The organism is Halosimplex carlsbadense 2-9-1, from assembly GCF_000337455.1.
Classification (GTDB): domain Archaea; phylum Halobacteriota; class Halobacteria; order Halobacteriales; family Haloarculaceae; genus Halosimplex; species Halosimplex carlsbadense.
In genome coordinates this window covers 147,895-171,495 of record NZ_AOIU01000033.1, presented here as the reverse complement: position 1 = coordinate 171,495, position 23,601 = coordinate 147,895, and the positions used below count along the sequence as shown (strand labels likewise).

24 protein-coding genes and 2 tRNA genes are annotated in these 23,601 nt (G+C 67.9%); 11 read left to right on the top strand and 15 right to left on the bottom strand.

The window, feature by feature from the left end:
* The first annotated feature begins 56 nt into the window (after positions 1–56).
* Together C475_RS14990 and C475_RS14985 are read left to right on the top strand one after the other, a co-directional pair.
* On the top strand, positions 57–485 hold the full coding sequence (locus C475_RS14990; protein WP_006884700.1) for a DUF5807 family protein: 429 nt from the start codon (positions 57–59) through the stop codon (positions 483–485).
* A gap of 13 nt (positions 486–498) precedes the next feature.
* Positions 499–1,545, top strand: coding sequence for a phosphotransferase family protein (locus C475_RS14985; protein WP_006884699.1), 1,047 nt, complete (start codon positions 499–501; stop codon positions 1,543–1,545).
* A gap of 3 nt (positions 1,546–1,548) precedes the next feature.
* Here C475_RS14985 and C475_RS14980 read toward each other — a convergent pair whose 3' ends face one another.
* Both C475_RS14980 and C475_RS14975 read right to left on the bottom strand, forming a co-directional pair.
* Complete coding sequence (locus C475_RS14980; RefSeq protein ID WP_006884698.1) at positions 1,549–2,643, bottom strand: DHH family phosphoesterase; 1,095 nt, start codon at positions 2,641–2,643, stop codon at positions 1,549–1,551.
* An 83-nt stretch (positions 2,644–2,726) separates the two neighbouring features.
* On the bottom strand, positions 2,727–3,176 hold the full coding sequence (locus C475_RS14975) for a universal stress protein (protein ID WP_006884697.1): 450 nt from the start codon (positions 3,174–3,176) through the stop codon (positions 2,727–2,729).
* 96 nt (positions 3,177–3,272) lie between these two features.
* On the opposite strand from C475_RS14975, the gene C475_RS14970 reads away from it, so the two are divergent.
* Positions 3,273–3,710 (top strand): universal stress protein, encoded by a 438-nt coding sequence (locus tag C475_RS14970; protein ID WP_006884696.1) that lies wholly within the window; start codon positions 3,273–3,275, stop codon positions 3,708–3,710.
* A gap of 27 nt (positions 3,711–3,737) precedes the next feature.
* Here the strand turns inward: C475_RS14970 and C475_RS14965 are convergent, their stop codons facing one another.
* The 4 genes from C475_RS14965 to C475_RS14950 form a co-directional block, all read right to left on the bottom strand.
* Entirely contained in the window at positions 3,738–4,265 is a 528-nt protein-coding gene (locus C475_RS14965) for a GNAT family N-acetyltransferase (protein WP_006884695.1), read from the bottom strand.
* A complete protein-coding gene (locus C475_RS14960; RefSeq protein WP_006884694.1) occupies positions 4,262–4,627 on the bottom strand; it encodes a universal stress protein in 366 nt (121 codons plus the stop codon). The genes C475_RS14965 and C475_RS14960 overlap by 4 nt, the downstream gene beginning before the upstream one ends.
* A 94-nt stretch (positions 4,628–4,721) precedes the next feature.
* Positions 4,722–6,686, bottom strand: a complete 1,965-nt coding sequence (locus C475_RS14955; protein ID WP_006884693.1) for an ABC transporter ATP-binding protein — start codon at positions 6,684–6,686, stop codon at positions 4,722–4,724.
* Positions 6,687–6,790: 104 nt separating this feature from the next.
* Positions 6,791–7,306 (bottom strand): DUF192 domain-containing protein, encoded by a 516-nt coding sequence (locus C475_RS14950; RefSeq protein ID WP_006884692.1) that lies wholly within the window; start codon positions 7,304–7,306, stop codon positions 6,791–6,793.
* An 89-nt stretch (positions 7,307–7,395) separates the two neighbouring features.
* Between C475_RS14950 and C475_RS14945 the strand changes: the two genes are divergently transcribed.
* The 4 genes from C475_RS14945 (at position 7,396) to C475_RS24415 (ending at position 9,056) form a co-directional block, all read left to right on the top strand.
* Positions 7,396–7,469 (top strand) — tRNA-Val (locus C475_RS14945).
* 99 nt (positions 7,470–7,568) lie between these two features.
* Positions 7,569–7,709: a hypothetical protein gene (locus C475_RS23930; protein WP_161625200.1), complete on the top strand. Its 141-nt coding sequence runs from the start codon at positions 7,569–7,571 to the stop codon at positions 7,707–7,709.
* A 70-nt stretch (positions 7,710–7,779) separates the two neighbouring features.
* Positions 7,780–8,622, top strand: coding sequence for an aldo/keto reductase (locus C475_RS14940; protein WP_006884691.1), 843 nt, complete (start codon positions 7,780–7,782; stop codon positions 8,620–8,622).
* 260 nt (positions 8,623–8,882) lie between these two features.
* On the top strand, positions 8,883–9,056 hold the full coding sequence (locus C475_RS24415) for a DUF7556 family protein (RefSeq protein ID WP_006884690.1): 174 nt from the start codon (positions 8,883–8,885) through the stop codon (positions 9,054–9,056).
* 279 nt (positions 9,057–9,335) lie between these two features.
* Here the strand turns inward: C475_RS24415 and C475_RS14935 are convergent.
* Positions 9,336–9,409, bottom strand: a tRNA-Lys gene (locus C475_RS14935).
* A gap of 102 nt (positions 9,410–9,511) precedes the next feature.
* Between C475_RS14935 and C475_RS14930 the strand changes: the two genes are divergently transcribed.
* From C475_RS14930 to C475_RS14920, 3 genes are all read left to right on the top strand, one after another.
* Positions 9,512–10,966, top strand: coding sequence for a DHH family phosphoesterase (locus C475_RS14930; RefSeq protein ID WP_006884689.1), 1,455 nt, complete (start codon positions 9,512–9,514; stop codon positions 10,964–10,966).
* 43 nt (positions 10,967–11,009) lie between these two features.
* Complete coding sequence (locus C475_RS14925; RefSeq protein WP_152436445.1) at positions 11,010–11,846, top strand: alpha/beta fold hydrolase; 837 nt, start codon at positions 11,010–11,012, stop codon at positions 11,844–11,846.
* A gap of 93 nt (positions 11,847–11,939) precedes the next feature.
* Positions 11,940–12,389 (top strand): DUF5799 family protein, encoded by a 450-nt coding sequence (locus tag C475_RS14920; RefSeq protein ID WP_006884687.1) that lies wholly within the window; start codon positions 11,940–11,942, stop codon positions 12,387–12,389.
* Positions 12,390–12,407: 18 nt separating this feature from the next.
* Here the strand turns inward: C475_RS14920 and C475_RS14915 are convergent, their stop codons facing one another.
* Complete coding sequence (locus C475_RS14915) at positions 12,408–13,388, bottom strand: isocitrate/isopropylmalate dehydrogenase family protein (protein WP_006884686.1); 981 nt, start codon at positions 13,386–13,388, stop codon at positions 12,408–12,410.
* Positions 13,389–13,457: 69 nt separating this feature from the next.
* Positions 13,458–14,129 carry a cyclase family protein gene (locus C475_RS14910; RefSeq protein ID WP_006884685.1) on the bottom strand — a complete coding sequence of 224 codons (672 nt, stop codon included), beginning with the start codon at positions 14,127–14,129 and terminating at the stop codon, positions 13,458–13,460.
* A 141-nt stretch (positions 14,130–14,270) separates the two neighbouring features.
* Here C475_RS14910 and C475_RS14905 point away from each other — a divergent pair, with 141 nt between their 5' ends.
* Positions 14,271–17,426 (top strand): methyl-accepting chemotaxis protein, encoded by a 3,156-nt coding sequence (locus C475_RS14905; protein ID WP_006884684.1) that lies wholly within the window; start codon positions 14,271–14,273, stop codon positions 17,424–17,426.
* A gap of 157 nt (positions 17,427–17,583) precedes the next feature.
* On the opposite strand, the gene leuD is transcribed toward C475_RS14905, so the two are convergent.
* From leuD to ilvB, 6 genes are all read right to left on the bottom strand, one after another.
* Positions 17,584–18,204 carry a 3-isopropylmalate dehydratase small subunit gene (gene leuD / locus C475_RS14900; protein WP_006884683.1) on the bottom strand — a complete coding sequence of 207 codons (621 nt, stop codon included), beginning with the start codon at positions 18,202–18,204 and terminating at the stop codon, positions 17,584–17,586.
* A gap of 82 nt (positions 18,205–18,286) precedes the next feature.
* Complete coding sequence (gene leuC / locus C475_RS14895) at positions 18,287–19,708, bottom strand: 3-isopropylmalate dehydratase large subunit (protein WP_006884682.1); 1,422 nt, start codon at positions 19,706–19,708, stop codon at positions 18,287–18,289.
* Positions 19,705–20,013, bottom strand: a complete 309-nt coding sequence (locus C475_RS14890) for a hypothetical protein (protein ID WP_394295281.1) — start codon at positions 20,011–20,013, stop codon at positions 19,705–19,707. Before C475_RS14890 ends, leuC begins: the two co-directional genes overlap by 4 nt.
* A 17-nt stretch (positions 20,014–20,030) precedes the next feature.
* Positions 20,031–21,029 (bottom strand): ketol-acid reductoisomerase, encoded by a 999-nt coding sequence (gene ilvC / locus C475_RS14885; protein WP_006884681.1) that lies wholly within the window; start codon positions 21,027–21,029, stop codon positions 20,031–20,033.
* On the bottom strand, positions 21,022–21,678 hold the full coding sequence (gene ilvN, locus C475_RS14880; RefSeq protein WP_049930695.1) for an acetolactate synthase small subunit: 657 nt from the start codon (positions 21,676–21,678) through the stop codon (positions 21,022–21,024). Before ilvN ends, ilvC begins: the two co-directional genes overlap by 8 nt.
* Before the next feature lies 1 nt (position 21,679).
* On the bottom strand, positions 21,680–23,506 hold the full coding sequence (ilvB, locus tag C475_RS14875; RefSeq protein ID WP_049930693.1) for a biosynthetic-type acetolactate synthase large subunit: 1,827 nt from the start codon (positions 23,504–23,506) through the stop codon (positions 21,680–21,682).
* Between the last annotated feature and the right edge of the window lie 95 nt (positions 23,507–23,601).

Here is a 23,601-nt window from a genome sequence, read left to right as displayed (position 1 = left end):
CCGCGGGAGCGCCCGGAGACGCGCCCTTTTTTACCGGGGGAAGCCTCTCGTGGCCCATGAGCGACCGCGAGGCATTCCTGGCCGGCGACCGGCCCGAAGACGTGTTCATGTACTTCGCAGACGACGCCGTCTCGGGCATCGACGCCCTGGCGGACCACGGCGAACGCGTCGCGGACGGCGTCGTCCTCGTCGTCGAGGGCGACAGCGGCCGCAGCGCCTTCCAGAACGCGACCGACATGGACCCGATGGCCTTCGCCAAGCAGGCGATGGCGAACGACGGCGAGATCGACGCCGACGCGACCGGCGGCGTCTGTCCCGACAGCGACGAGGAAGGACCGCACGACGCGCGGTTCGTCTTCGCCTTCGCAGAGGAACAGAACGAGGAGGTCGAGGGACTGTACAACGAGGGCGACGTGATCCACGCCTACGTCCAGTGTACCTGCGGCACGGCCTACTCCGAGAAGTGGCTCGCCGGCGAGAAGTGAGCCGCGAGCGGCGATGACCGACCCGAAGTACGGCCCCCGCGATCCGCTCTCGGCCGAGCAGGTCGCGGCCGCCGTCGCCGCCCTCCGCGCGGACTGGACCGTCCTGAACGCCGAGCCGATGCCGGCCGGCAGCGACATCGTGTACGGCGTCACGGTCCGAGACGGGGAGGACCGACGGCGCGAGGTCGTGCTGAAGTGTTTTCGGAGCGACGGTCCCGTCGACGGTCGCTCCCCGGAACGATTCCTCGTCGAAGTCGACTTGCTCGAACTCGTCGGACGGGAGACGGCCGTTCCCGTCCCGACGGTCTACGGCGCCTATCGCTCCCGGGACGGAGTTCCGGTGCCGGCGTTCCTGATGGAACGGCTCCCCGGCGAGGCGCCGCTCGGGGTGGCCACCGAAGATCGAACGGGCGCCGCCGACCGCCTCCTGGGCGACGCCGGCCGGTTCCTCGCCCGGATCCACGACTTGCGGTCGTTCGACACGTTCGGCCACCTGGTGGCCGGCGAGAGCGGGCCGACCGTACGGGACGGGCAGGGGGCGTGGCGCGCCCGGCTTCGCGATATCGTCGACGGCTCGCTCGACGGGCTGGCCGGGACGCGCTTCGCCGATCTGGAGGGGGTGTTCCGCGAGTACGCCGACGGCCGGTTCGACGAACTCGACCTCGCGGCCGACGCCGCGCTCCTGCACGGCGACTATCGGCCCGGAAACCTGCTCGCCGACCCCGAGACGGGCGAGCCCACGGCCGTCCTCGACTGGGGTGCGGCGCAGGCCGGTGACCCCCGATACGAACTGGCCTGGGCCGTCCGCGAGTTCTCCGAGCGGGCGCCCGTCGGTTCGGCCGTCCGGGAACGCGTTCGCGAGACGCTCCTCGACGCGTACGAGGACGCCCGAGGGGTCCGGTTCGAGCGCGACGAGGCGTTCGAACGCCGACAGTCGTTCTACCTCGCGGTCACCTGGATGGTCGAGTGTCGGTGGTTCGACGCCTGGTGGGGCGGCGCCGACGAGTCCGCGCGCGAGGCGCGGGCCGAGCGACTCCGAAAGAACGTAACGGAACCGTAACGGTCAGCGGTCGGTGTCGGTGCCTTCCGCCTCGTCCTCGGGCGGGAGCGCGCGGAAGGCGTCGAGGATGGCCTGTTTGGCGACCGCGCCCCGAGTCGTCCAGTGGTGGGCGTAGTCGAGCATGTCGTCGTAGATGTGGGGCTTGCAGCCCGCAGCGCGGGGGTGGCCGCCGCCGTTGACCTGTTCGGCGACCTCGTGGGCGCGCTCAAAGCCCTCGGAGCCGCGGATCGAGGCGCTCCCCGCAGGTTTGACGACCACCGAGGCGTCGGCGCCCTGCTGGCGCATCGCCTCGGCGACCTCGTTCTGCGAGCAGCGGCCGTAGGTGACGCCGACGGTCCACTCGCCGACCTCCCGGAGTTCGCCGCGCTCGACGGCCTTCTCGATCAGCGCCTCCTTCTCGACGCGTTCGTCTTCGAGGAACTCCTCGACGGCCTCGGGGAAGTCGACGCCGTAGCGCCGGATGACGCGAACGTACTCCTCGGGGTCGGCCCACATCGCGTAATCGGCCAGGTCGTCGCTGCGCTCGTCTTCTTTGATCCACAGGTCGTGGTCCCGGGTGACCCGCGCCAGCGCCTCGAACTTCTCGGGGAAGTCGGCGTCGAGTTCCGAAAGCGCCACGTCGGTCGTGCAGACCTCGTCGGAGTCGCCGACGGTCAGGTCGACCCCCGCGGCCTCGACGGCGTCGACGAGGTCGTCGTCCCACTGGTGGTGGTCGAACCAGCGGACGGTCGTCCGCTCGGCCAGCCCGTCGATACCCGTGATGTCGTCCTCGCCGTCGGGAGCGAGGTCGCAGACGAAGACGAGGGCGTCGTCGGGCGCGTACTCGACGGCCCACTCGATGCTCTGGCGGAGTTCGTGCGGGCCCGAGGGGACCAGCGCGGCGTCCTCGCCGTGGACCTCGCGGATCAGCGCGACGCAGCCGAGGCCGTCGGCGTCGGTGTCAGCGATCACGACCGTCTCGGCGCCGGATAGCGCCTCGACTGCCTCGCTCTCCTTCTTTGTCTCCTGCAGCGAATCGGGGTAGAAAAAGCCCTCGCCGGGCAGGACCGACTTCCGTTCGAGCGGGAGCCGGTCGCCGTCGATGATCCAGTCGTCCATACGGGCGGGAGCGCCCGCGAGGGTATCAAGCCCCCGGTTGCCGGAGTCGGTGTGACGACGCGCCGGACGTCCGCGACGGCCGCTCAGGCGTCGGCCGCCGTGACCTCGCCCTCGTCGAGCTGGCGGACGGTGAGGACGGGCCGGTCACAGCGGCGGACGACGGCCTCGGCGACGCTGCCGAGGACGAACCCGTGGTCGCCGTGGCGACCGCGGGTCCCCAGCGCGACCACGTCGGCGTCGACCTCTTCGACGTACTGGGTGATCTCGGCGCCCGGACGGCCGTTGCGGACGGCCGTCTCGACGGAGCCGTCGGTGCTCTCGCGCACGTCGTCGAGGGCATCGTCGGCCGCCGCCTCCAGCGCGTCGACGAGTTCCTTCCTGAGTTCGTCCGGCGACGCCGCTACGTCCCCCCGGTCGACCACGTACAGGGCGTGAACCTCGGCGTCGAACTTCTCGGCGACGTCCAGCGCCACGTCGACGGCCCGGGAGGCGCTGTCCGAGCCGTCGGTCGCGATGACCACCGTGTCGAACATGGTCGAGTGATCCCCCGCCAGGGGTATAAACCACCCCATCGCCGACGCGACGACACCTCGGTGACTTTTTGCCCTCGCCCGTCCGAGCAGTAGGCAATGAGTCTGGACATCGAGCAGGTCCTCGTGCCGGTCGACGCGACCGACCAGGCCGAGGAGGCGGTCCGCTGTGGCCTCGCCGTGGCCGACCGGTACGACGCCGCGGTCCACGTCCTGCACGTGATCGACGAGCCCGTCAAGCGGGGGATCGAGACCGGCGAGGTCGACGCCGAGGCCGTCGCCGACGAGCAGGTGTCGTTCGCCGACGACGCCGACGAGTTCGCCGACGACGTGTCGGTCACCCACTCGACGGTCGTCGGCTTCTCGCGGTCGCGACTGCGCCAGCACCCCGGCAGCGCCATCCTCGACGTGGCCGAGGAGCTCCCCGCCGATTTCGTCGTCGTCCCGCGCGAACACGGAACCGAGCCGGACGAGACGCTCGGCAAGTCCGCCCAGTACGTCGTCGAATACGCCAGCCAGCCCGTCCTGTCGGTCTGACGCGCTCGCGAAAACGGGACCGCCCGCTCAGGACAGCCGGATCGCCATCTCCAGCTCGAAGCTCTCGGCGTTGCTCGTCTCGAAGCCGAGCTTCTTGTACAGGGCAATGGCCGGCTCGTTCCAGCGTTCGACGGTGAGCCACACCTTCTCGATGCCCGCGGCCTGGCCGCTTCCGAGCAGCGCTTCGAGCAGTTCGGTCCCGATGCCCGCGCTCTGATAGTCGTGGAGGACGAACACGGCGAGTTCGTAGGCCGCCTCGCGGTCCGGGACGAGGATGGCGTGACCGACCGGCGAGCCCTCGTGGACGGCGACGACGTTGACCGACTTCTCCGACAGCAGCGTGTCCAGCCACTCGCGGACGGCCTCTTCCTTGACCGGCGGGATACCCTGCGCGCGGTCGGCGGCGTCGAACGCGTCGTACATCGCGACCAGCCGCTCGAAGTCGTCGACGCCGCTCTCCTCGATGCGGATCTCCCGGTCCTCGCCGTCGGTGAACGCGACCGGCGGCGCCGGGAACGAACCGGCCACCTCGTCGGGGTACGTGCGTCCGGTCATCGAACGAGAGTCACCGTCGTATCGGCGTTCAACAGCACGAACTCGGCGACCTCGCCGAGTTCGATCTTTCCCATCGGGCTGCGCTGGCCGCCCCCGATGACGATGCGGTCGAACTCCTCGCGCTCGGCGAACTGCGAGAGCTGGCTCCCCGGATGGCCCGACAGCTGCGTCACCTCGGCTTCGATGCCCGCCTCGTCGACCCGGTCGCGGACCTCCGACGCCACGTCGTCGGGGTCGTGGTCGTCCGACGTGTCGAGGACCGCCACCGTCAGCTCGTCGCCCGCGTCGCGGGCCCGAGTCAGCGTCTCCTCCAGCGCGTCGAATCCGTCCGGACTCCCGCCCATGCCCAGGAGGACGTTCATACCCGACGGTGCCACGCCCGGACGCAAAAAGCTTCCCGCCTGCACCCGCCGGAGAGCACCCGGAGCCACCCCGCCGTGGCCCGCGGTCGACGGGTCAGTCGTCGTCGCTGGCTTCGACTTCGGCGTCGGCGTCGACTTGCGACCGCCGCCGCGCGGCCCGCTCGACGAACTCCTCGGGGAGTTCGTCGATCTCCCCCGCCTGGACCGCCCAGAGCTTCGCGTAGAGGCCGTCCTCGGCCAGTAGCTCCTCGTGCGACCCCCGCTCGACGATCGCGCCGTCCTCCAGCACGACGATCTTGTCCGCGTCCTTGATCGTCGAGAGGCGGTGGGCGATAGCGAAGGTCGTCCGGTCGGCGGTCAGCTTGTCCAGCGAGCGCTGGATGAGCATCTCCGTCTCCGTGTCCACGTCGCTGGTCGCCTCGTCGAGGACGAGGATGTCCGGGTCCTTGAGGATCGCCCGCGCCAGAGCGATGCGCTGGCGCTGCCCCCCGGAGAGTTTCACGCCGCGTTCGCCGACCTTCGTGTCGTAACCGTCGGGGAGATTTTGAATGAACTGGTGGGCCTCGGCCATCTTCGCCGCCTCGACGATGTCCTCGCGGTCGGCGTCGAAGGTGCCGTACTCGATGTTCTCCTGGACCGTGCCGTAGAAGAGGAACGTCTCCTGGCTGACGTACCCCAGCGCCTGGCGCAGACTCGGGATGGTCGCCTCCCGCAGGTCCGTCCCGTCGATGGTGATGGCGCCCTCGTCGACATCGTACATCCGGAGCAGGAGCTTCATCACCGTCGACTTGCCGGCGCCGGTGGGACCGACGAGCGCGACCGTCTCGCCGCCCTCGACGTCGAAGGTGATATCGTCGACGATGGCCTCGGCGTCCGGCCCGTCCCCGTACCCGAAGCGCACGTCGTCGAAGGCGACGTGTCCGTCCTCGACCACGAGTTCCTCCGCGTCCGGGTCCTCGACGATGCGACTCGGCGTGTCCATCAGCCCGAAGATGCGCTCGCTGGATGCGTGGGCGCGCTGGTACATGTTGATGATCTGCCCGAACTGGGCCATCGGCCAGATGAACCGCTGGGACAGCAGGATGAACCCGACGAACTGCCCGACGGAGAGCTCGCCCGTGAAGAACCACGGCGCGGCCCCGGTCGCCTCGTACGTGACGACCCAGACCCCCCCGATGAGGAAGGTAGCGACGAAGCCGATCCCCGAGAGCAGTCGGAGCCCCGGGAAGAACTTGATCCGCGTGTTGATCGCCGCCCAGTTGGCGTCGAAGTAGTCCTCCGAGACGTCGTCGACGCGGTCGGATTCGAAGCTCTCGGTGTTGGCGGTCTTGATGACCTGGACGCCGCCGAGGTTGTTCTCCAGCCGCGAGTTGAGCTGGCCGACCGACGACCGAACTTCGGCGTACTGGGGCTGGATCGTCTTGACGAACTTGTACGTGAAGAAGGCGATCATCGGGACGATCACCAGCGTCACCAGCGCCAGCTGCCAGTTCCAGTAGAGGAGGATCCCCGCGATTGCGACCACCATCACCGACAGCCGGAAGAAGGAGTTCATCCCGTCGTTGAGGAACCGTTCCAGCCGGTTCACGTCGTTCGAGAGGATGGACATGAGCTCCCCGGTCTGCTTGTCCGAGAAGAAATCCATGTTGAGCCGCTGCATCTTGTCGTAGGTGTCGGTGCGGACATCGTGCTGGATGTTCTGGGCGAAGGAGTTCCAGCCCCAGTTGCGCGTCCAGTGGAACGCCGCACCGATCGAGAACGCCGCGGCGATGAGACCGACCGTAAACCAGATCTGGCCGGTCGCCTCGGTCGGCAGCCACGCGTCGGGGACCAGCGGGATACTGTAGGACGTGGTATCGCGGAAGGTCGCGTCTATCGCCAGGGTCAACAGAAGCGGCGGAAGGAGGTCCAGCACGCGTGCGAAGACGCTGCTGATCAGGCCGACGACGAACTGCGGGAGATTGTCGCGACCGTACTCGGCGAACAGCCGTCGCATCGGCCGATCGACGCGGTCGCGTACGTCGTCGAAGACCTCCTCCTCGTCGAGGTCTACACTCATCGAATACGCTCAGGGGACGAGGTTCCTAAAGCGCGTCGAAGCCGTGAGAGTCCTTCCCGTATCGGAACTCGCCGCGTTCACGACCGGGAGTCCGTCACCCGCGCTCACCCGCTCGCGGTGCGCGCCGCCTGAGGAATCGCGATCCGGTCGCCCACGTCGACGCCCGTTCGGTTCGTCCACCCGCGCGGTACCTCCAGCACCCACTTCCCGCGGCCGCGATAGGTATTCTCGTAGCTACCCTCCGGCACTCCCGCGTGGTGGATCGTCGTGACGCGCTCGTCCGCCCCGACGAAGACGATATCTATCGGAAACGCCATTTCGCGCATCACGTAGCCGTAGCTGTCCTCCTCGCCGTGGACGAACAGCATCCCCTCGTCCGCACCCAGGTCGGAGGTATTGCTCAGGCCGAGAAACCGCTTGGGCTCCGTGTCGGCGACCTGGGCCTCGACGGACACGAGTTCCGTCCCGTTCTCGTCGTAGGCCGTGACCGTCACCCGGTCGTAGCTGTCGGGATCCGGCGGGTTCAGCTGGTAAAACAGACCCGACTGGACCGCGTAGACGCCCCCGACCAGTACCAGGAGACAGACTCCGAGTCCCCAGACCACCCGACTGTCGACCATGGTCGATTGGATGGGGGCCGTCCGCCTAAGCCTGCGGGTTCGACTCAGAGAGAAAGGGTTATTCCGACCCAGGGGGAAAATCCGGGCGAGGGTTCGTGGTCTAGTTGGTTATGACGCGGCCTTTACAAGGCCGAGACCGGTGGTTCAAATCCGCCCGAACCCACTCACTCGCCTCCCCCCACCGTTTTCAGTCGAGAGATTCGAGCGCAGAGCGAATGACTGGGGGAATTACTACGGCTACACGGCCGAGCAGCTGAAGATTGTGGCCGGGACTGGTATCGGCCTGACGATCGGACCGCTGCTCTTCTCGCACGTCGACGGCTGGGGTGTGGAACGGGTCGCCTTCGCGTTCGCGCCGGGCGCGCTCGCGGTGGTCGTCCGTCTCACGGTCTACCGCCTGTGACCGGGCACGCCCGTCCGGTATCAGTACTTACAACCCATCGCCGGACCAACACAGAGCCGGTGAGACTTCTATGAGCGACGTTCCGACGAAGACACTGCCGAGCGGCGACGAACTCCCACAGATCGGGTACGGCACCTGGAACATCGGGGGCGAGACGGTCCAGGAGGGCGTCCGCGCCGCCCTCGACGCCGGGTACGGCCACGTCGACACTGCGGAGGGGTACAAAAACGAGGCGGAGATCGGCGAGGCGCTGGCCGACTACGACCGCGAGGACGTGTTCCTCACGTCGAAGGTGCTCGCGAAGAACCTCAACTACGACTCGGTGATCGAGTCCTGTCGAGACTCCCTCGAACGGCTCGGTACCGACTACCTCGACCTGTACCTGATCCACTGGCCCAATCCCGCGATATCGCTCCGGGAGACGCTCGACGCGATGGCGACGCTGCACGACGAAGGGCTCGTCCGGAACGTCGGCGTCTCGAACTTCAGCGCCTACCAGCTGAGCTGCGCCCATCACATCTCGGACGTACCCATCGCGGTCAACCAGATCGAGTTCCACCCGTGGCTCCAGCGGCCGGATCTGGTGGAGTACTGCCGGGAGACCGAGACCGTAGTCGAAGCGGCGGCGCCGCTGGCCCGCACCGAAGTCTTCGAGGACGAGGCCGTCCAGACGCTGGCCGACGAGTACGACCGACACCCCGCCCAGATCGTCCTGAAGTGGGCGACCGAGCGCGACATCGTCGTCCTGCCCAAATCCTCCTCGCCGGACCACGTCGAGTCGAATCTCGACCTGTTCGACTGGTCGATGGCCGACGAGGACCTGGAGACGCTCGACGCCCGTGACCGCGACGAACCCGTCTACGACCATCCGGCCCGCGACTGGTCGAGCGACGTGTACGGCATCAACCAGTAGCCGGCCCCGACCGGCTCCGGACTGGCGCGCTATCGTCGTTTTTTCGCTCGGATCCTGCCGCCCCGTTCGACCGCGAGTCACACCTCCTCGTCCGACGAGGGGAGTCGCGAGTCCGATTCGCGGGCGCCCGGATCGCCACCGTCCACATCTAGAAGAGAAACCAATACGCGGGTTCACCGATGAGGGATACTTCTTTGGATGTATGCCACGATCCCATCTAAACCAAAACATTCATCATACTATCTGGTGAATGTCTGGGTATGAGCACCGATGTGCGGTCGGTCGAGCAACGGTCGGTAGACGAGCGGGAGATCGTCGCGGCGGTCGACGAGACCGACGGGATGGCCCGGTTCGTCGTCGCCGACATCGTCCGCGACGACGCGTGGCTCTCCGCGCCGGAGCGCGACGCCTGCTCGCTCGATGAGTGGCGCTAACTCGGCCGCGGTCGGTCTCATTCTCCGACGCTATCGTCGTCCGCCAGTAGAAGGGACTCGTAGCCGAGTCCGGCGCGACTCGCCAGCCCGGTGAAGACGTGCGGTCCCGCGGCGCGGCCGAGAAAGGTCGTGCCGTTCCGAACGACGCCCGCGTCTCCCGGGATTTGAACCGGATACAGACGTTCCTGCTCACTGCGTTGCGCGGGCTGCGACTGCCAGGATTCAAATCCCTCCGTCCGGTTCACGCACCGCTTCGCTGTCGCTCGACGGTGCGTTGTACGGGCCGGAAGGGATTTGAACCCCTGACCGTCTGATTAAGAGTCAGACGCTCTGCCGGACTGAGCTACCGGCCCACGAATTCGAGTTACGGAGGTTGACTGATATACGTTACTGTTCGGGCCCGTGGGTTCGGAACAAGGGGGAATTATATGCGTCGTCGCCTTTGACGTGACACTATGAGTACCGGCATCACGATGGCGTCGATGTCTCGCTACGCTATCCTCGGGTGTGGGAGCGTGGGCCACGCCGTCGCCGAGGAACTCGTGGGCGAGGGCAAGGAGGTCGAGATCATCGACCGCGACGAGGGTCGTGTCGAGGCGCTGCGCGACCAGGACCTCGACGCCAACGTCGCCGACATCCGCGACGAGTCCGTCGTCGACGAGGTCGCCGACTGCGACGTCGTTCTCATCCTGTCCTCCGACGTCGAGGCCAACTCCGCGGCCGTCGAGAACCTCCGCGCCCGCGGCGACGACCACTTCATCGTCGCCAGGGCCTCCGACCCCGTCTCCGCCGACGAACTCACCGAGCTGGGCGCCGACGTGGTCATCAACCCCTCCGCCGTCATCGCCGACTCCGCGCTGCGCGCCCTGGAGACAGGCGAACTGGAGTACAAGGCCCGCAACCTCGCCGAGGTCATCGACGACACCGACGGCCGGATGGCGATCCTCGTCCACCGCAGCCCCGACCCCGACTCCATCGCCAGCGCCGCGGCCCTGCGTGACATCGCGGCCAGCCGCGACGTGGAGGCAGACATCATCTACGAGGGCGAGATCGGCCATCAGGAGAACCGCGCGTTCGTCAACCTGCTCGGGATCGACCTGGTCTCCCGGGACGAGGTCGACATGGACGACTACGGGACGGTCGCGCTCGTCGACTACGCCAAAGGGGGCGCCCCCACCGAAGCCGAGGCGATCGACATCCTCGTCGACCACTACGAGAAGGAGAACGGCGAGGTCGACGCCAGTTTCGAAGACGTGCGCTCGAACGTCTCGGCCACCTCCACGATCCTCACCAAGTACATCCAGGAACTCGACCTCAATCTCAGTCAGGAGGTCGCGACCGCCCTCCTGTACGGCATCCGCGCCGAGACCCTGGACTTCAAGCGCGACACGACGCCCGCCGACCTGACCGCAGCGGCCTACCTCTATCCGTTCGCCGACCATGACACACTCGAACAGGTCGAGTCGCCGTCGATGTCGCCCGAGACGCTGGACGTGCTCGCCGAGGCCATCCGCAACCGCGAGGTCAGCGGCTCGCATCTCGTCTCGAACGCCGGGTTCATCCGCGACCGCGACGCGCTGGCCCAGGCCGCCCAGCACCTCCTCAACCTCGAAGGTATCACCACCACCGCGGTCTTCGCTATCGCCGACGACACCATCTATCTCGCCGCCCGCTCGAAGGACATCCGCATGAACATCGGGAAAGTCCTCGACGACGCCTTCGGCGAGATGGGCGAGGCGAAGGGCCACTCGACCGACGCCGCCGTCGAGATCCCGCTGGGCATCTTCACGGGCATCGAGACCAGCGAGGACAACCGCGAGACGCTGCTGCAGCTCACCGAGGAGGCCGTCCGGAAGAAGCTCTTCGACGCGATGGGCGTCGACTCCGCCGGCGAGGGCAACGGCAGTTGAGACGACCGAAATCGATTTGTCCCGCCGGACTGGACGGCCGTTCGTGCCAACTGTTCGGACCGACGACATCGAGCTATTTTACGAGGAGCGTGGGTCGGGCCCACCGGTCGTTTTGCTCCACGGAGCGCGAGGGGATCACCGAATCTGGGCCGACCGTGCGGCGGCACTCGCGGAGGACTACCGAGTCATCGTCCCCGACGTTCGTGGCCACGGTCGAACTGGTGAGTCAGAGCGGTCGTCGTACGGTATCCCGCTCTTCGCCGACGACCTGCACGCGCTCACGACCGAACTCGAACTGAACCAACCCGTCGTCTGCGGCCTTTCGATGGGCGGGATGATCGCACAAACCTACGCCGACAGGTATCCGGATTCACTCTCCGGTCTGTGCGTCATCGGGTCGGCCGCCCCGGAAGTACTCACGAGGGGACAGTGGATTCAGTTCAGACTCGTCCTTCCCGTGGTGAGTGCCCTCCGGGGTGTCGCCGATCCCGAGCGCGTACTCGCCGCCGTGAATTCGGTCCTCGAGCGGATCTACGGGGAGGAAGCCAGTGGTGACCTCGACGAAGCGGACCGAATCCAGCGAGACTACGACTCGTCGGTACCCGAGATGCGAGCGACCGAGCGAGAGAAGGTTACCGAGGCTCTCACGTCGTACTACGACGTGACGATAGACTACGAGACGTTCGACGTGCCGGCGCTGGTCATGTACGGTGAATACGAACCGTCGATGACGGCACGGCACGCCGAGTACATCTACGACCGGATCCCCGACTGCGAACTTCGAACGATCCCAGACGCCGGCCACAGCTCTCACGTCGACAATCCGGAGTTCGTCTGCGATTCAATCCGGACGTTCGCCGAGCAGGTGACCGCACAATAGAGGATGGTACGACCGTCCGTAGTGTTGTCCTCGCAGGGGTCGACCCTCGTCCCGAGCGGGAGATACATACCGGAGAGCGTGTTACTCGAAGGCATGAGCGACTCCGAGTGGAGCGACCGGATCGTCGGCGAGCGGATGCAGACCGACCAGGAGTTCGCCGAGAAGGTCGCCGCCTCGAACTTCTCGCGCCAGCAGTGGGGCCTGATCATGACGGCCGTCGAGTTCGAGATCGAGAGCCCCGACGACCCCGAATCCGCTCGACTGGTGGCGAACACGAGCAAGGTCGAGAGTATCGTTCCCGAGCTGGAGAAAGTCGACCAGGCGAGGGGGATGGCCGCGGGGGGCGGCCGGCAGTCCGACGACTCCGGCGGTCTCTTCGACGGTGTGAAAGACGCGCTCGGGCTCGGCGGCGGAGACGACGGCACCGACCGCGAGCAACTCGCCGCGGCCGAGGAGATGGCCCAGATGTACGCCGGCGACCTCCAGGAGAAACTCGAATCGAAGGGCAAGTGGGAGGAGGTCTGCGTCCTCGCGCGGGAGTAAGCGGCTTTTTGATCGGTCTCAGAGGCGGTCGACGACGGCCGCGGTCACCTCGTCGGTGCTCGCGTCGCCGCCCAGGTCGGGCGTCCGCGGGCCGTCGGCGAGAACGCCCTCGACGGCCTCGCGGACGGCCGCGGCCTCGTCGCCGTAGTCGAGGTGGTCGAGCAACATCGCGGCCGAGAGGATCATCGCCGAGGGGTTGGCGACTCCCTGTCCGGCGATGTCGGGTGCGCTCCCGTGGACCGGCTCGAACAGCGCGTTGTCCTCGCCGACGTTCGCGCTCGGGAGCAGGCCCAGGCCACCGACCAGCCCGGCCGCGAGGTCCGAGAGCATGTCGCCGGCGAGGTTGGGACAGATGACGACGCCGTAGTCCTCGGGGTGCATGACGAGGTGCATCGCCAGCGCGTCCATCAGCGCCGTGTCGTAGTCGATATCGAACGAATCGCCGACCGCCTGGGCCGTTTCGAGGAACAGGCCGTCGGTCTCGCGCATGACGTTGGCCTTGTGGGCGATGGTGACGTCGTCGAAGCCGTTCTGCTTGGCGTACTTGAACCCGAACTCGGCGATCTCGCGGGAGGCGTCCTCGGTGATCACGCGGGTCAGCGTGCGGACGCCGTCGTCGATCTCCGCCTCGATGCCGGCGTAGACGCCCTCGGTGTTCTCGCGGATGAACACGAGGTCGGTGTCGGGCTGGACGGCATCCAGGCCGGGGTAGGAGCGGGCGGGGCGGACGTTGGCGAACGAGCCCACCACGTCGCGCAGCGGGAGGATCACGTCGGCGGCGGTCTCGCCGGCGGCGCCGAACAGCGTCGCGTCGGCGTCGGCGGCCAGCTCGCGGGTCTCCGCGGGCAGCGCCTCGCCGGTCGCTTCCCGCACGGCGTCGCCCGCGTCGCCCTCGACGAAGTCGAAGTCGGCGTCGACCGCTTCGAGCACGTCGACGGCCGCCGGCGTGACTTCCTGTCCGATCCCGTCGCCGGGGATCACGGCGATCTCGTGAGTCATGGCGCTAGCTCCACAGGGTGCCGAAAAGAGGGTGTCGATGTGTCTCGGCGGCCCACGGCTCTCGCCCGGTTAGCGTGACTCACCGTCTCCGGCGTATGCCACCGCACGCACGGGCGAGGCGTCGGCGCTCTCGAACCGGAGCGGGTAGGCGCGGAGTTCGAACCGCTCTGGCAGCCGGTCGAGTCCCCGGAGGTTCTCGACGATCAGCCGGTCGGCGCCGAACAGCCGCTCGTGGACGGGGAATCCGTCGGGCTCGCCCTCGCCCGCGCGCTCGGTCGGCGTCGGGTCCGGGTTGATCGTATCGACGCCCAGGTCGCAGTCGCGCTCGGCCAGCCACGCGGCGGCCTCGGCGGTGAGATACGGGTGGTCGAGGTACCGGTCGTCGCCCCAGTGGCGGTCCCACCCCGTGACGACCGCGACGAGGTCGACCTGGTCGGGGTCGACGGCCAGGGCGGCCCGGAGCGCGTCGAGGTCGATCGGGTCGCGGGCCTCGAGCGGCCGCAGATCCGCCGCGACGGCGTCGAACCGGAACCGGTCGACGGGGAACTCGTCGAGCGACGGCCCCGCCGTCAGATGCGCGGGCGCGTCGACGTGCGTCCCCGCGTGGGAGTCGAGATCCAGCCGTGTCGTCCGGTAGCCGTCCGACGCACGGGTCGCGCTCGGCTCGACGGACACGGGCTCGGTCCCGGGGTAGACGGGCATCCCGGTCGCCAGTCGGTGCGAGAGGTCGAACGATGACACGGGGTCGCGTACTCGCCGACCGATGAAAGCCCCGTCGGTGGGATCCCGTGGTGATGGTTGTCGTACGAGACTGCCGTAGTGGTATCATACATGATAACTGATGAATCAAACATAAGAGATCCGGCGATAGCTGGAGTGATAATGAGACTGAGTGCGAAACTCATCCTCGTCTTTCTGGTGGTTTCGCTGATACCGACCGCGGTGGTCGGGGTGACGGCGAACCAGTCGATGACGGATCTGAGCGAGCAGTCCCAGCGCGCGAGCGCCGCGTCGCTGGAGGCGCAGGTGACCGATGAGCTAAACAACAGCGTCGAAGCCCGGGCCGAGGAGATCGGGAACCTCCTCAACGAGCGACGAGCCGACGTGAAGTCGCTGGCCGGGACGGCCGCGATCACCGACTACTACGCGGCGACGAGCGGCGAGTCGGCCGAGGCGCGCGAGCGGAGCGCCCAGCAACTCGGGTACGTCGCGCTCCACGTCCGCGACGCCGTCGAGAGCACCACTGAGACGCTCCTCGACGAGCGCTACGACGGACGGGCGTGGGAAGAGCTGAGCGCCGAGGAGCAGCGGGCCGTCGAGACGGCCGTCGAGCGGCGGCTCGCCGGTACCGCCGGCAACGGGACGGCCGACGAGGGCGCGCTCACCGACACCTTCCGCCCCGGCTACGTCGCGGAGACGGGTCGTGCGATGATCACCGACAGCGAAGGGACGGCCGTCGTCCACCACGAGGTCGGCGACGGGGAGGTCCTCGGGAACGGCGTCGGCGGACTGACGATGGTCTACGACGCGATCAACCGAACGGTCCGTACCGAGGAACGGGTCCACCAGGGCGACGACTGGGCGACCGAGACGTACACCACCGCCGACACCACGCAGGCGGGCGACCCCGATGAGACGCGGGTGGTCTCCTACACCTACTACGACCGGTTCGACTGGGTGATCGCGCCGAGCGTCTTCGCGACCGAGTTCCGCCAGGGCGGCGTCGTCGACGCCCGGTCGAACATCGCGGCCTCCTTCGAGAGCGCGCTCTGGACCCAGACGATGAGGGTCGACGGACAGGACGTGCAGGCCTACCGGAGCCTCCGTCTGACCGACGCCGACGGCCGGGAGATCGTCAGCGTCACCCGCTCCGACGACGGCTCGGTCGACCGCTCGGAAGGCGAGACCGACTACGCCGACACCGAGTGGTTCTCGCGGGCGAAAGGCGCCCGGCCCGGTCGGGTCGTCGTCGGCGAGATCACGATGGGGAACGGAGAACAGCGCAACATGCTCGCGACGCCGGTGTACCACAACGGTCGCCTGTCCGGGGTCCTCGCCGCGGAGTTCAACTACCACCACGTCACCAACATCACCAACAGCGTCACGGTCGCCGAGTCGGGGCACCTCTACATCGTCAACGACCGGGGCGAACTCGTCAGTTATCCGCGGGAGTCGCTGCTGCGTGAGCAGACCAACCTCGCACAGGGCGCGCTCGGCGACTCGCTGGCGACGATCGTCAACGAGCGGATGCTCCAGGGCGAGGCGGGGCTCGCGACCTACAGCCTCGGCAACGACACCAGCGCCGCCCAGCGCTACGTCGGCTTCCGACCGCTCGACATGGGCGAACGGACCTACACCATGGTCGCGACCGTCCCCGAGTCGGACGTGACCGACCCCGCGGCCGCCCTCGGCGCACAGCTCCGCGCGGAGGCCGACTCGACCCGCCAGACCATCCTGCTCATCCTCGGTGCCATCCTCGTCGGCGTCGTCGCGGCCGGCTACGGCTTGGCGCGATACTTCGCCAAACCGATCGAGCAGGTCCGCGACCACGCCCAGCGGCTCGCGCGCGGCGAGTTCGGCGAGGAACTCGACGTCGACGCCGGCAACGACGAGATCGGGGAGATGGTCACCGCCTTCGAGGAGATGCACGGCAACCTCTCGGTGGCCGCCGCCCAGGCCGACGCGCTCGCCGACCAGGAGTTCGACGCCCCCGTCCTCGACGAGGACGTGCCCGGCCGGCTGGGCGCCGCGCTGGTGACCATGCACGAGAACACCGAGGCGTTCGTCGCCGACCTCGACGAGGCCCGCAGCGAGGCCGAGGCCGCCCGCGAGGAGGCAGAACAGCTCGCGGCCGACCTCCAGCGCCAGGCCGAGGAGGCCGCGGGCGTCCTCGAACGGGCCGCCGACGGCGACCTGACCGCGCGGATGGACGAAGCGCGCGACAGCGACGCCATGCAGACCATCGCGACCGAGTTCAACGAGATGCTCGGTGAACTGGAGGACACCGTCGTCGACATCAAGCGCTTCAGCGACGAGGTCGCCGGCGTCAGCGAGCAGGTCTCCCGCGGCTCGACCGAGGTCTCCTCGGCCAGCCGGGAGGTCGCAGAGTCCATCGAGGGGATCGCCGCCCGCGCCGCCGAGCAGACCGGGAGCCTCGAGGAGGTCTCCGGCGAGATGAACGATCTGTCGGCCACCGTCGAGGAGATCGCCTCCTCCTCGGACGAAGTGGCCGAACTCTCCGCCGAGGCCGCTGTCGACGCCCGCGAAGGGACCGACCTGGCCGAGGACTCCATCGACATGATGGAGACCATCGAGACCCAGGCCGACGCGACCGTCGACGAGATGGAGCGGCTGGAGAACGAGGTCAGCCAGATCGACGAGATCGTCGCGCTCATCGACGACATCGCCGAGCAGACGAACGTCCTCGCCCTGAACGCCTCCATCGAGGCCGCCCGCGCCGGCGAGGCCGGCGAGGGCTTCGCCGTCGTCGCCAACGAGGTCAAGAACCTCGCCGAGGAGACGAGCGAGGCGACCGACGAGATCGCCGACCTCATCGACGGCGTCGAGTCCTCGACCGCCGAGACCGTCGGCGACATGCGCGAGATGCACGAGGCCGTCGCGGACGGCCGCGAGACTATCGACCAGAGCCTGCGCACGCTCGAAGAGATCGCCGACCACGTCGAGGAGGCCAACACGGGCGTCCAGTCGATCAACGACGCCACCGACGAGCAGGCCGCCTCTGCCCAGGAGGTCGTCGCGATGGCCGACGACGTCGCCGACGCGAGCCGCGAGACCCGCTCGGAGGCCCAGGAGGTCGCCTCCGCCGCCGAACAGCAGACGATGACCGCCACGCAGATGGCCGGCACCGCCGACGAACTCGACGGCCTCGCCGACGAGCTGCGCGAGCAACTCGACGAGTTCACCGTCGAAGACGGGAGCGACGGTGACGACCCCGCACTGGACAGCGGTGACAGTGACGACCCCGCACTGGACAGCGGTGACGACGACGACCTGAGCGCCGCAGCCGACGACGACTGACGGCCGTTGGGGCGACGACTTCCGGCTCTATCTCCGACCCGACAGCCACGGCTGCGCGGAGGCGACCCTCCGCGGTCGTGAGAGCGATACAGGATCGACGGTTCGAAGCGGTACGGACTGCAAAACGGCGTCGACTCGCCTGGGCCGGTCGCGACGGTCAGTCCGCCGATTCGAGATAGGGGAGCGAGCCGGCCGTCTCCTCGATGGCGTTCCGGTTGGCCTTCATCAGCGCGGTCGTGTCCCAGTTGCCCTCGACGAGGGCCTCGCGCTGGGCGCGGTCGACGCTGACGTTGATCTCGTTGCCACCGTACGTCACCGTCTCGGCGCGCACGTCGACCTCGATCTCGCCGTCGGGGTTGTCGTCGACCCACTGCTGTAGGGCGTTGATCGTCTCGTGGTCGGCGGTGACGGTCGGGATACCGAGCGCGAGGCAGTTACCCGCGAAGATCTCCGCGAACCCTTCGCCGATGATGGCGTCGATGCCCCAGCGCATGAGCGCCTGAGGGGCGTGCTCGCGCGAGGAGCCGCAGCCGAAGTTGTTGTTGACCACCATGACGTTGGCGTCCTGGAAGCGCTCCTCGTTGAACGGGTGGTCCTTCTCGTTGTCGTCGTCGTCGAACCGCAGGTCGAAGAAGGAGAACTGACCCAGCCCGTCGAAGGTGACGACCTTCATGAACCGCGCCGGGATGATCTGGTCGGTGTCGATGTCGTTACCGCGGATCGGGATACCCGACCCCTCGACGTAGTCGACCGACGGGATGTCCTCGGTGCCGCTCATGCGACCACCTCCGGTGGTCGCACTCGCTCACGCTCGCCGGTTTCACCGGCTCGCCGTTCCGAGACGCTTCGCGTCTCGCGGCTCATGCGAGTTGCACCTCCTCCAGGTCGCGCACGTCAGAGACCTCACCGGTGATCGCCGCCGCGGCGACCATCCGCGGGTTCATCAGGACGGTGCGGCCGTCCTTGGAGCCCTGGCGGCCGACGAAGTTCCGGTTGGACGAGGAAGCACACGCCTCGTCGCCTTCCAGCTGGTCCTCGTTCATGCCGAGACACATCGAACAGCCGGCGTTGCGCCAGTCGAAGCCGGCCGCCTCGAAGATGTCCTTGAGACCTTCTTCCTCGGCCTGACGCTGGACGCGCTGGCTGCCGGGGACGACGAACGCGCGCACGTCGTCGGCGACCTGGCGGCCCTTCACGATCCGGGCCGCGCGGCGCAGGTCCGGAAGACGGGCGTTGGTACACGAACCCAGGAAGGCCACGTCGATGTCGTAGCCGTCCATCGTCTCGCCGGGCTCGACGCGCATGTGGTCCTGGGCGCGCTTGGCCGTGTCGACCTTGTCGTCTGCGAGGTCCTCCGGCGCCGGGATCGGGTCGTGAATGCCGATGCCCTGGCCGGGCGTGGTGCCCCAGGTGACGACCGGGTCCAGCTCGCTCGCGTCGATGCGGACCACGTCGTCGTACTCGGCGTCCGCGTCGCTGCTGATGGACTCCCAGTAGGGCTTCAGCTCGTCGAACTTCTCGGGGTGGTCCTGGAAGTAGTCCGTCTGTTCCAGCCACTCGAAGGTGGTCTCGTCGGGGTTGACGTAGCCCGCGCGGGCGCCGCCCTCGATGGACATGTTACAGATAGACATCCGGCCCTCCATGTCGAGGTTCTCGATGGCCTCGCCGGCGTACTCGTAGACGTAGCCGACGCCACCCTCGGTGCCCAGGCGACGGATGATCTCCAGGATGATGTCCTTGGCCTCGACGCCCTCGCCGAGTTCGCCGTCGACCTGGATCTTGCGGACCTTCTGCTTCTCCATCGCGATGGTCTGGGTGGCCAGCACGTCGCGGATCTGGGAGGTCCCGATCCCGAAGGCGAGCGCGCCGAAGGCGCCGTGCGTGGAGGTGTGGGAGTCGCCACAGACGATCGTCTTGCCCGGCTGGGTGAGCCCCTGCTCCGGGCCGACGACGTGGACGATGCCCTGTTCGCCGCTGGTCGGGTCGAGAAAGTCGATGCCCGCGTCGCGGACGTTCTCCTCCAGCTCGGACATCATGTTCTCCGCGGCGTCGTCGCCGTACGGTCGCGACTGGTCGGCCGTCGGCACGATGTGGTCGACCGTCGCGAGCGTGAGATCCGGTCGCGCGACCTCGATGTCGCGCTCGCGGAGCATGCCGAACGCCTGCGGGCTCGTCACCTCGTGGATGAGGTGCAGCCCGACGAACAGCTGGTCCTGCCCGTTGGGCAGCGTCGTCACTTTGTGCCGGTCCCACACCTTGTCGTACAGTGTTCCCTGACTCATACTGATCCGTCTCGTCCGTCTACGCCCCGCTGGAAGACGCGATTGGCGTCTTCCGCGTCCTCGTCGGGGTGTTCGTGGTCCACGTCGCTCATCGTCTGCGCCGACTCCTCGTCCGTGGCGTCGACCACGTCTCGCTCACCGCCGTCGGCGGCCACTGTCGGTCCCCGCTGGAAGGCGAAGTCGTCGCCGAAGGCCGTCCCGGTGTGAGGGTTAGTGTGGCTGAACTCGCCCATCGTCGCCTTCGGGGCGGCGTCGCCGACGGTCGCTGTCGTCGTCTCGGTCGGTGTCGTATCCTCGTCTGTCATCTGTTTGGGTCCGCTCGCTACTCCTCGTCGGCCCACGCGAACAGCTCGCGCAGGCGCCCGCCGACTTCCTCGATCTGGTGGTTGGCTTCCGCGTCTCGGTACTGCTTGTAGGCCGGCCGGTGGGCCTGGTTCTCGTTGATCCACTCGCGGGCGAACTCCCCGTTCTGGACGCCTTCGAGGATCTCGTCGAAGCCGTCGCGGTCGATGATCTCCTCGCCGCGCGTGAGCCCGCCGTACTCGGCGGTGTCCGAGACGGAGTTCCACATCTCCATGTTGCCGCCCTCGTACATCAGGTCGACAATCAGCTTCAGCTCGTTGAGACACTCGAAGTAGGCCATCTCGGGGGCGTAGCCCGCGTCGACGAGCGTCTCGAAGCCGGCCTTGACCATCTCGGTGACGCCGCCACAGAGGACGGCCTGCTCGCCGAACAGGTCGGTCTCGACTTCCTCCTGGAACGTCGTCTCGATGACGCCGGCGCGGGCGCAGCCGATGGCCTGCGCGTAGGCCAGCGCCTCCTCCTTGGTCTCTCCGGTGGCGTCCTGCTCGATAGCGATGAGACCCGGGGTGCCCTCGCCGCGCTTGTACGTGCGGCGGACGAGGTGGCCGGGGCTCTTCGGGGCGACCATCGTCACGTCGACGCCCTCCGGCGGCTCGATCTGGCCGTAGTGGACGTTGAACCCGTGTGCGAACTGGAGCGTGTCGCCCTCCTCCAGACCGTCCTCGACGGCCTCGAAGACCGCCGGCTGGACGGTGTCCGGGACGAGCATCACGGTGATGTCCGCCTCGGCGACGGCGTCGTCCGGCACCGCGACGCGCAGTCCGTCGGCTTCGGCCTCGTCGCGGGAGGCCGAGTCCTCGCGGAGACCGACGACCACGTCGACCCCGCTGTCGGCGAGGTTCTGGGCCTGCGCGTGGCCCTGGCTGCCGTAGCCCAGGATGGCCACGGTCTTGTCCTCGATGTACGATGCGTCTGCGTCGCCGTCGTCGTAGACGGGTACGGTGAAGTCGTCAGTCATCTGTAGCTGTCTGAGGGGTCTCGCCGGTCTCTGATATTGGCTCCGCTTTCCGTCGCGTGTCTTCGAGCACGTCCGCGCCGCGCTCGACCGCGGCGGCACCCGTGCGGACGACCTCCTGCACGTCGAACTGGTCGAACGCCTCGACCGCCGCCTCGATCTTCTGCTGGCTCCCCGTGATCTCGATCGTGATGGTCTCGGGCGAGGCGTCGACGACCGACCCGTCGTACATGTCCGCGACGGCGTTCACGTCGTCCGGCTTCTCGCCGCTGACCTTCACCAGGATCAGCTCGCGCTGGACCGCCTCCGGTTCGAGCTCCTCGACGGAGATGACCGGCACGAGCTTCTGCAGCTGTTTCTTCGCCTGGTCGACGCCGGGCTCGGGCTCCTCGATGACGATCGTCATCCGGGCGACCTCGGGGTCGTCGGTCGCGCCGACAGTGAGGCTCTCGATGTTGAACTGTCGACGGCTGAACAGGCCGGAGACCTCCGCGAGGACGCCCGGCTCGTGGTTGACCAGCGTCGACAGCACCGCCTTGCGCGGCTGGTGGGTCGCCTCTGCTTCCGGGTCGATGCGAATGCCTTGGGAGTTCCGTCGGCCCGCCGGTCGCATCCGTTCGTCGGGATGGGGGCCGTCCATGCCTTGTGTCATCTCAGAGATCACCCAGTTGGTCGCCGTTCAGTGCGAACAGTCCGTTATCCCCGCCGCTGGGGACCATCGGATAGACGTTCTCTGCCGGGTCGATGATCGCGTCGATCACCGCCGGGCCGTCGTAGTTGCGCGCCTTCTCGATGACCTCGTCGACCTCCTCGGGGTCCTCCAGCCGGAATCCGCGCGCGCCGAACGCCTCGGCAAGCATGTCGAACTGCGGGATCCACGGGTACTCCGAGGCCATCCGCCGGCCCTCGTAGAAGCCGTCCTGCCACTGGCGGACCATCCCGACCGCCTCGTTGTTCAGGACGACGTACGTGATATCGAGGTCCTCCCGCACTGCGACCGAGAGTTCCTGGACCGTCATCAGGAAGGATCCGTCGCCGTCGAAGCAGACGACCTCCTGGTCGGGCGCGGCGATCTTCGCGCCGATCGCGGAGGGGACGCCGTAGCCCATCGTCCCCAGCCCGTGGGAGGAGACCCACGTGCGGGGCTCGGTGAACGTCCAGAACTGGCTGGCCCACATCTGGTGCTGGCCGACGCCGGTCGTGACGATGGCGTCGTCGGCGGCGAACTCGGAGAACCGCTCGACCACGTACTGGGGTTTGAGCGGCTCGTCCTCCGGCGTGTCGTAGGTCATCGCGTACTCGTCCTTCCAGGCCTGGCACTGCTCGCGCCACTCCGCGTAGGCCTCGGGCGAGCTGTCGGTCGCCTCGTAGGCGACCGCCATCGCGTCGTCGAGCTGGCGCAGGACCTGCCTGGCGTCGCCGATCAGCGGGTAATCCGCTTCGATGTTCTTGCTGATCTCGGCGGGATCGATGTCGACGTGAACGATGTCGGCGTCCGGTGCGAACGTCTCGACGCCCCCCGTGAGTCGGTCGTCGAAGCGCGTCCCGACCGCGAGCATGCAGTCGGTGTTGGTGATCGCCATGTTGGCGTAGCCGGTGCCGTGCATCCCGGCCCACTCCAGGGAGAGTTCGTGGTCTTCCGGGAAGGAGCCGATACCGGGCATGGTCGTGATGACCGGGATCTCGTAGTCGGTGGCGAACTGCCGCAGTTCGTCGCTGGCGTCGGCCTTGATGACGCCACCGCCCGCGAGGATGACCGGGCGCTCGGCGTCGGCGAGCGCGCCGGCGGCCGCGTCGACCGCCTCTGGCTCGGCGGTCGTCGGCGGGTTGTACGTATCCGGCGTCTCCGGCTTGCCGGGGAACGCGTCGGTCTCGCCCTGGGTCACGTCCTTGGGCAGGTCGACCAGCGTCGGGCCCTGTCGGCCCTCGTCGGCCAGCGCGAACGCCTCGCCGACCTCGGTGCCGACCGTGTCGGCGTCGGCCGCGAAGTAGCTGTGTTTGGTGACCGGCTGGGTGACGCCGACGGTGTCGGTCTCCTGGAACGCGTCGTTACCGACCATCTCCGTCGGGACCTGGCCGGTCAGCGCGATCATGGGGTCCGAGTCCATCGACGCGTCGGCGATGCCGGTCACGAGGTTGGTCGCCCCCGGCCCGGAGGTCGCCAGGCAGACGCCCGGTTTCCCCGAGACGATGCCGTAGGCGTCCGCCGCGTGGGAGGCCCCCTGCTCGTGAGCCATCGTGACGTGCGTCAGCTCCTCGGAGTCGTACAGCGCGTCGTAGACGGGCATGATCGCCCCGCCCTGCACGCCGAACAGCGTCTCCGCGCCGGCCTGTTCGAGCGCCGCGACGATCGACTCCGCGCCCGTCGACACGGTGTCGTTCGTCGTTCGGCCCTCGCCGGCCGCTGTTGTCTCCGTCGTCTGTTCCTCGGTGTCCGTCCGTTCGCCTTCTGGAGGCGACACTGGTGTTTGCTCGCTCATGTGTGGTGGTGTCGTCGTATCCGCTCCGCGTCGAATCGATGCGTCCGCCGAGAATGAACTGCAGTAGGTGAGGGGGCTAAAGAGCCCCTACGATA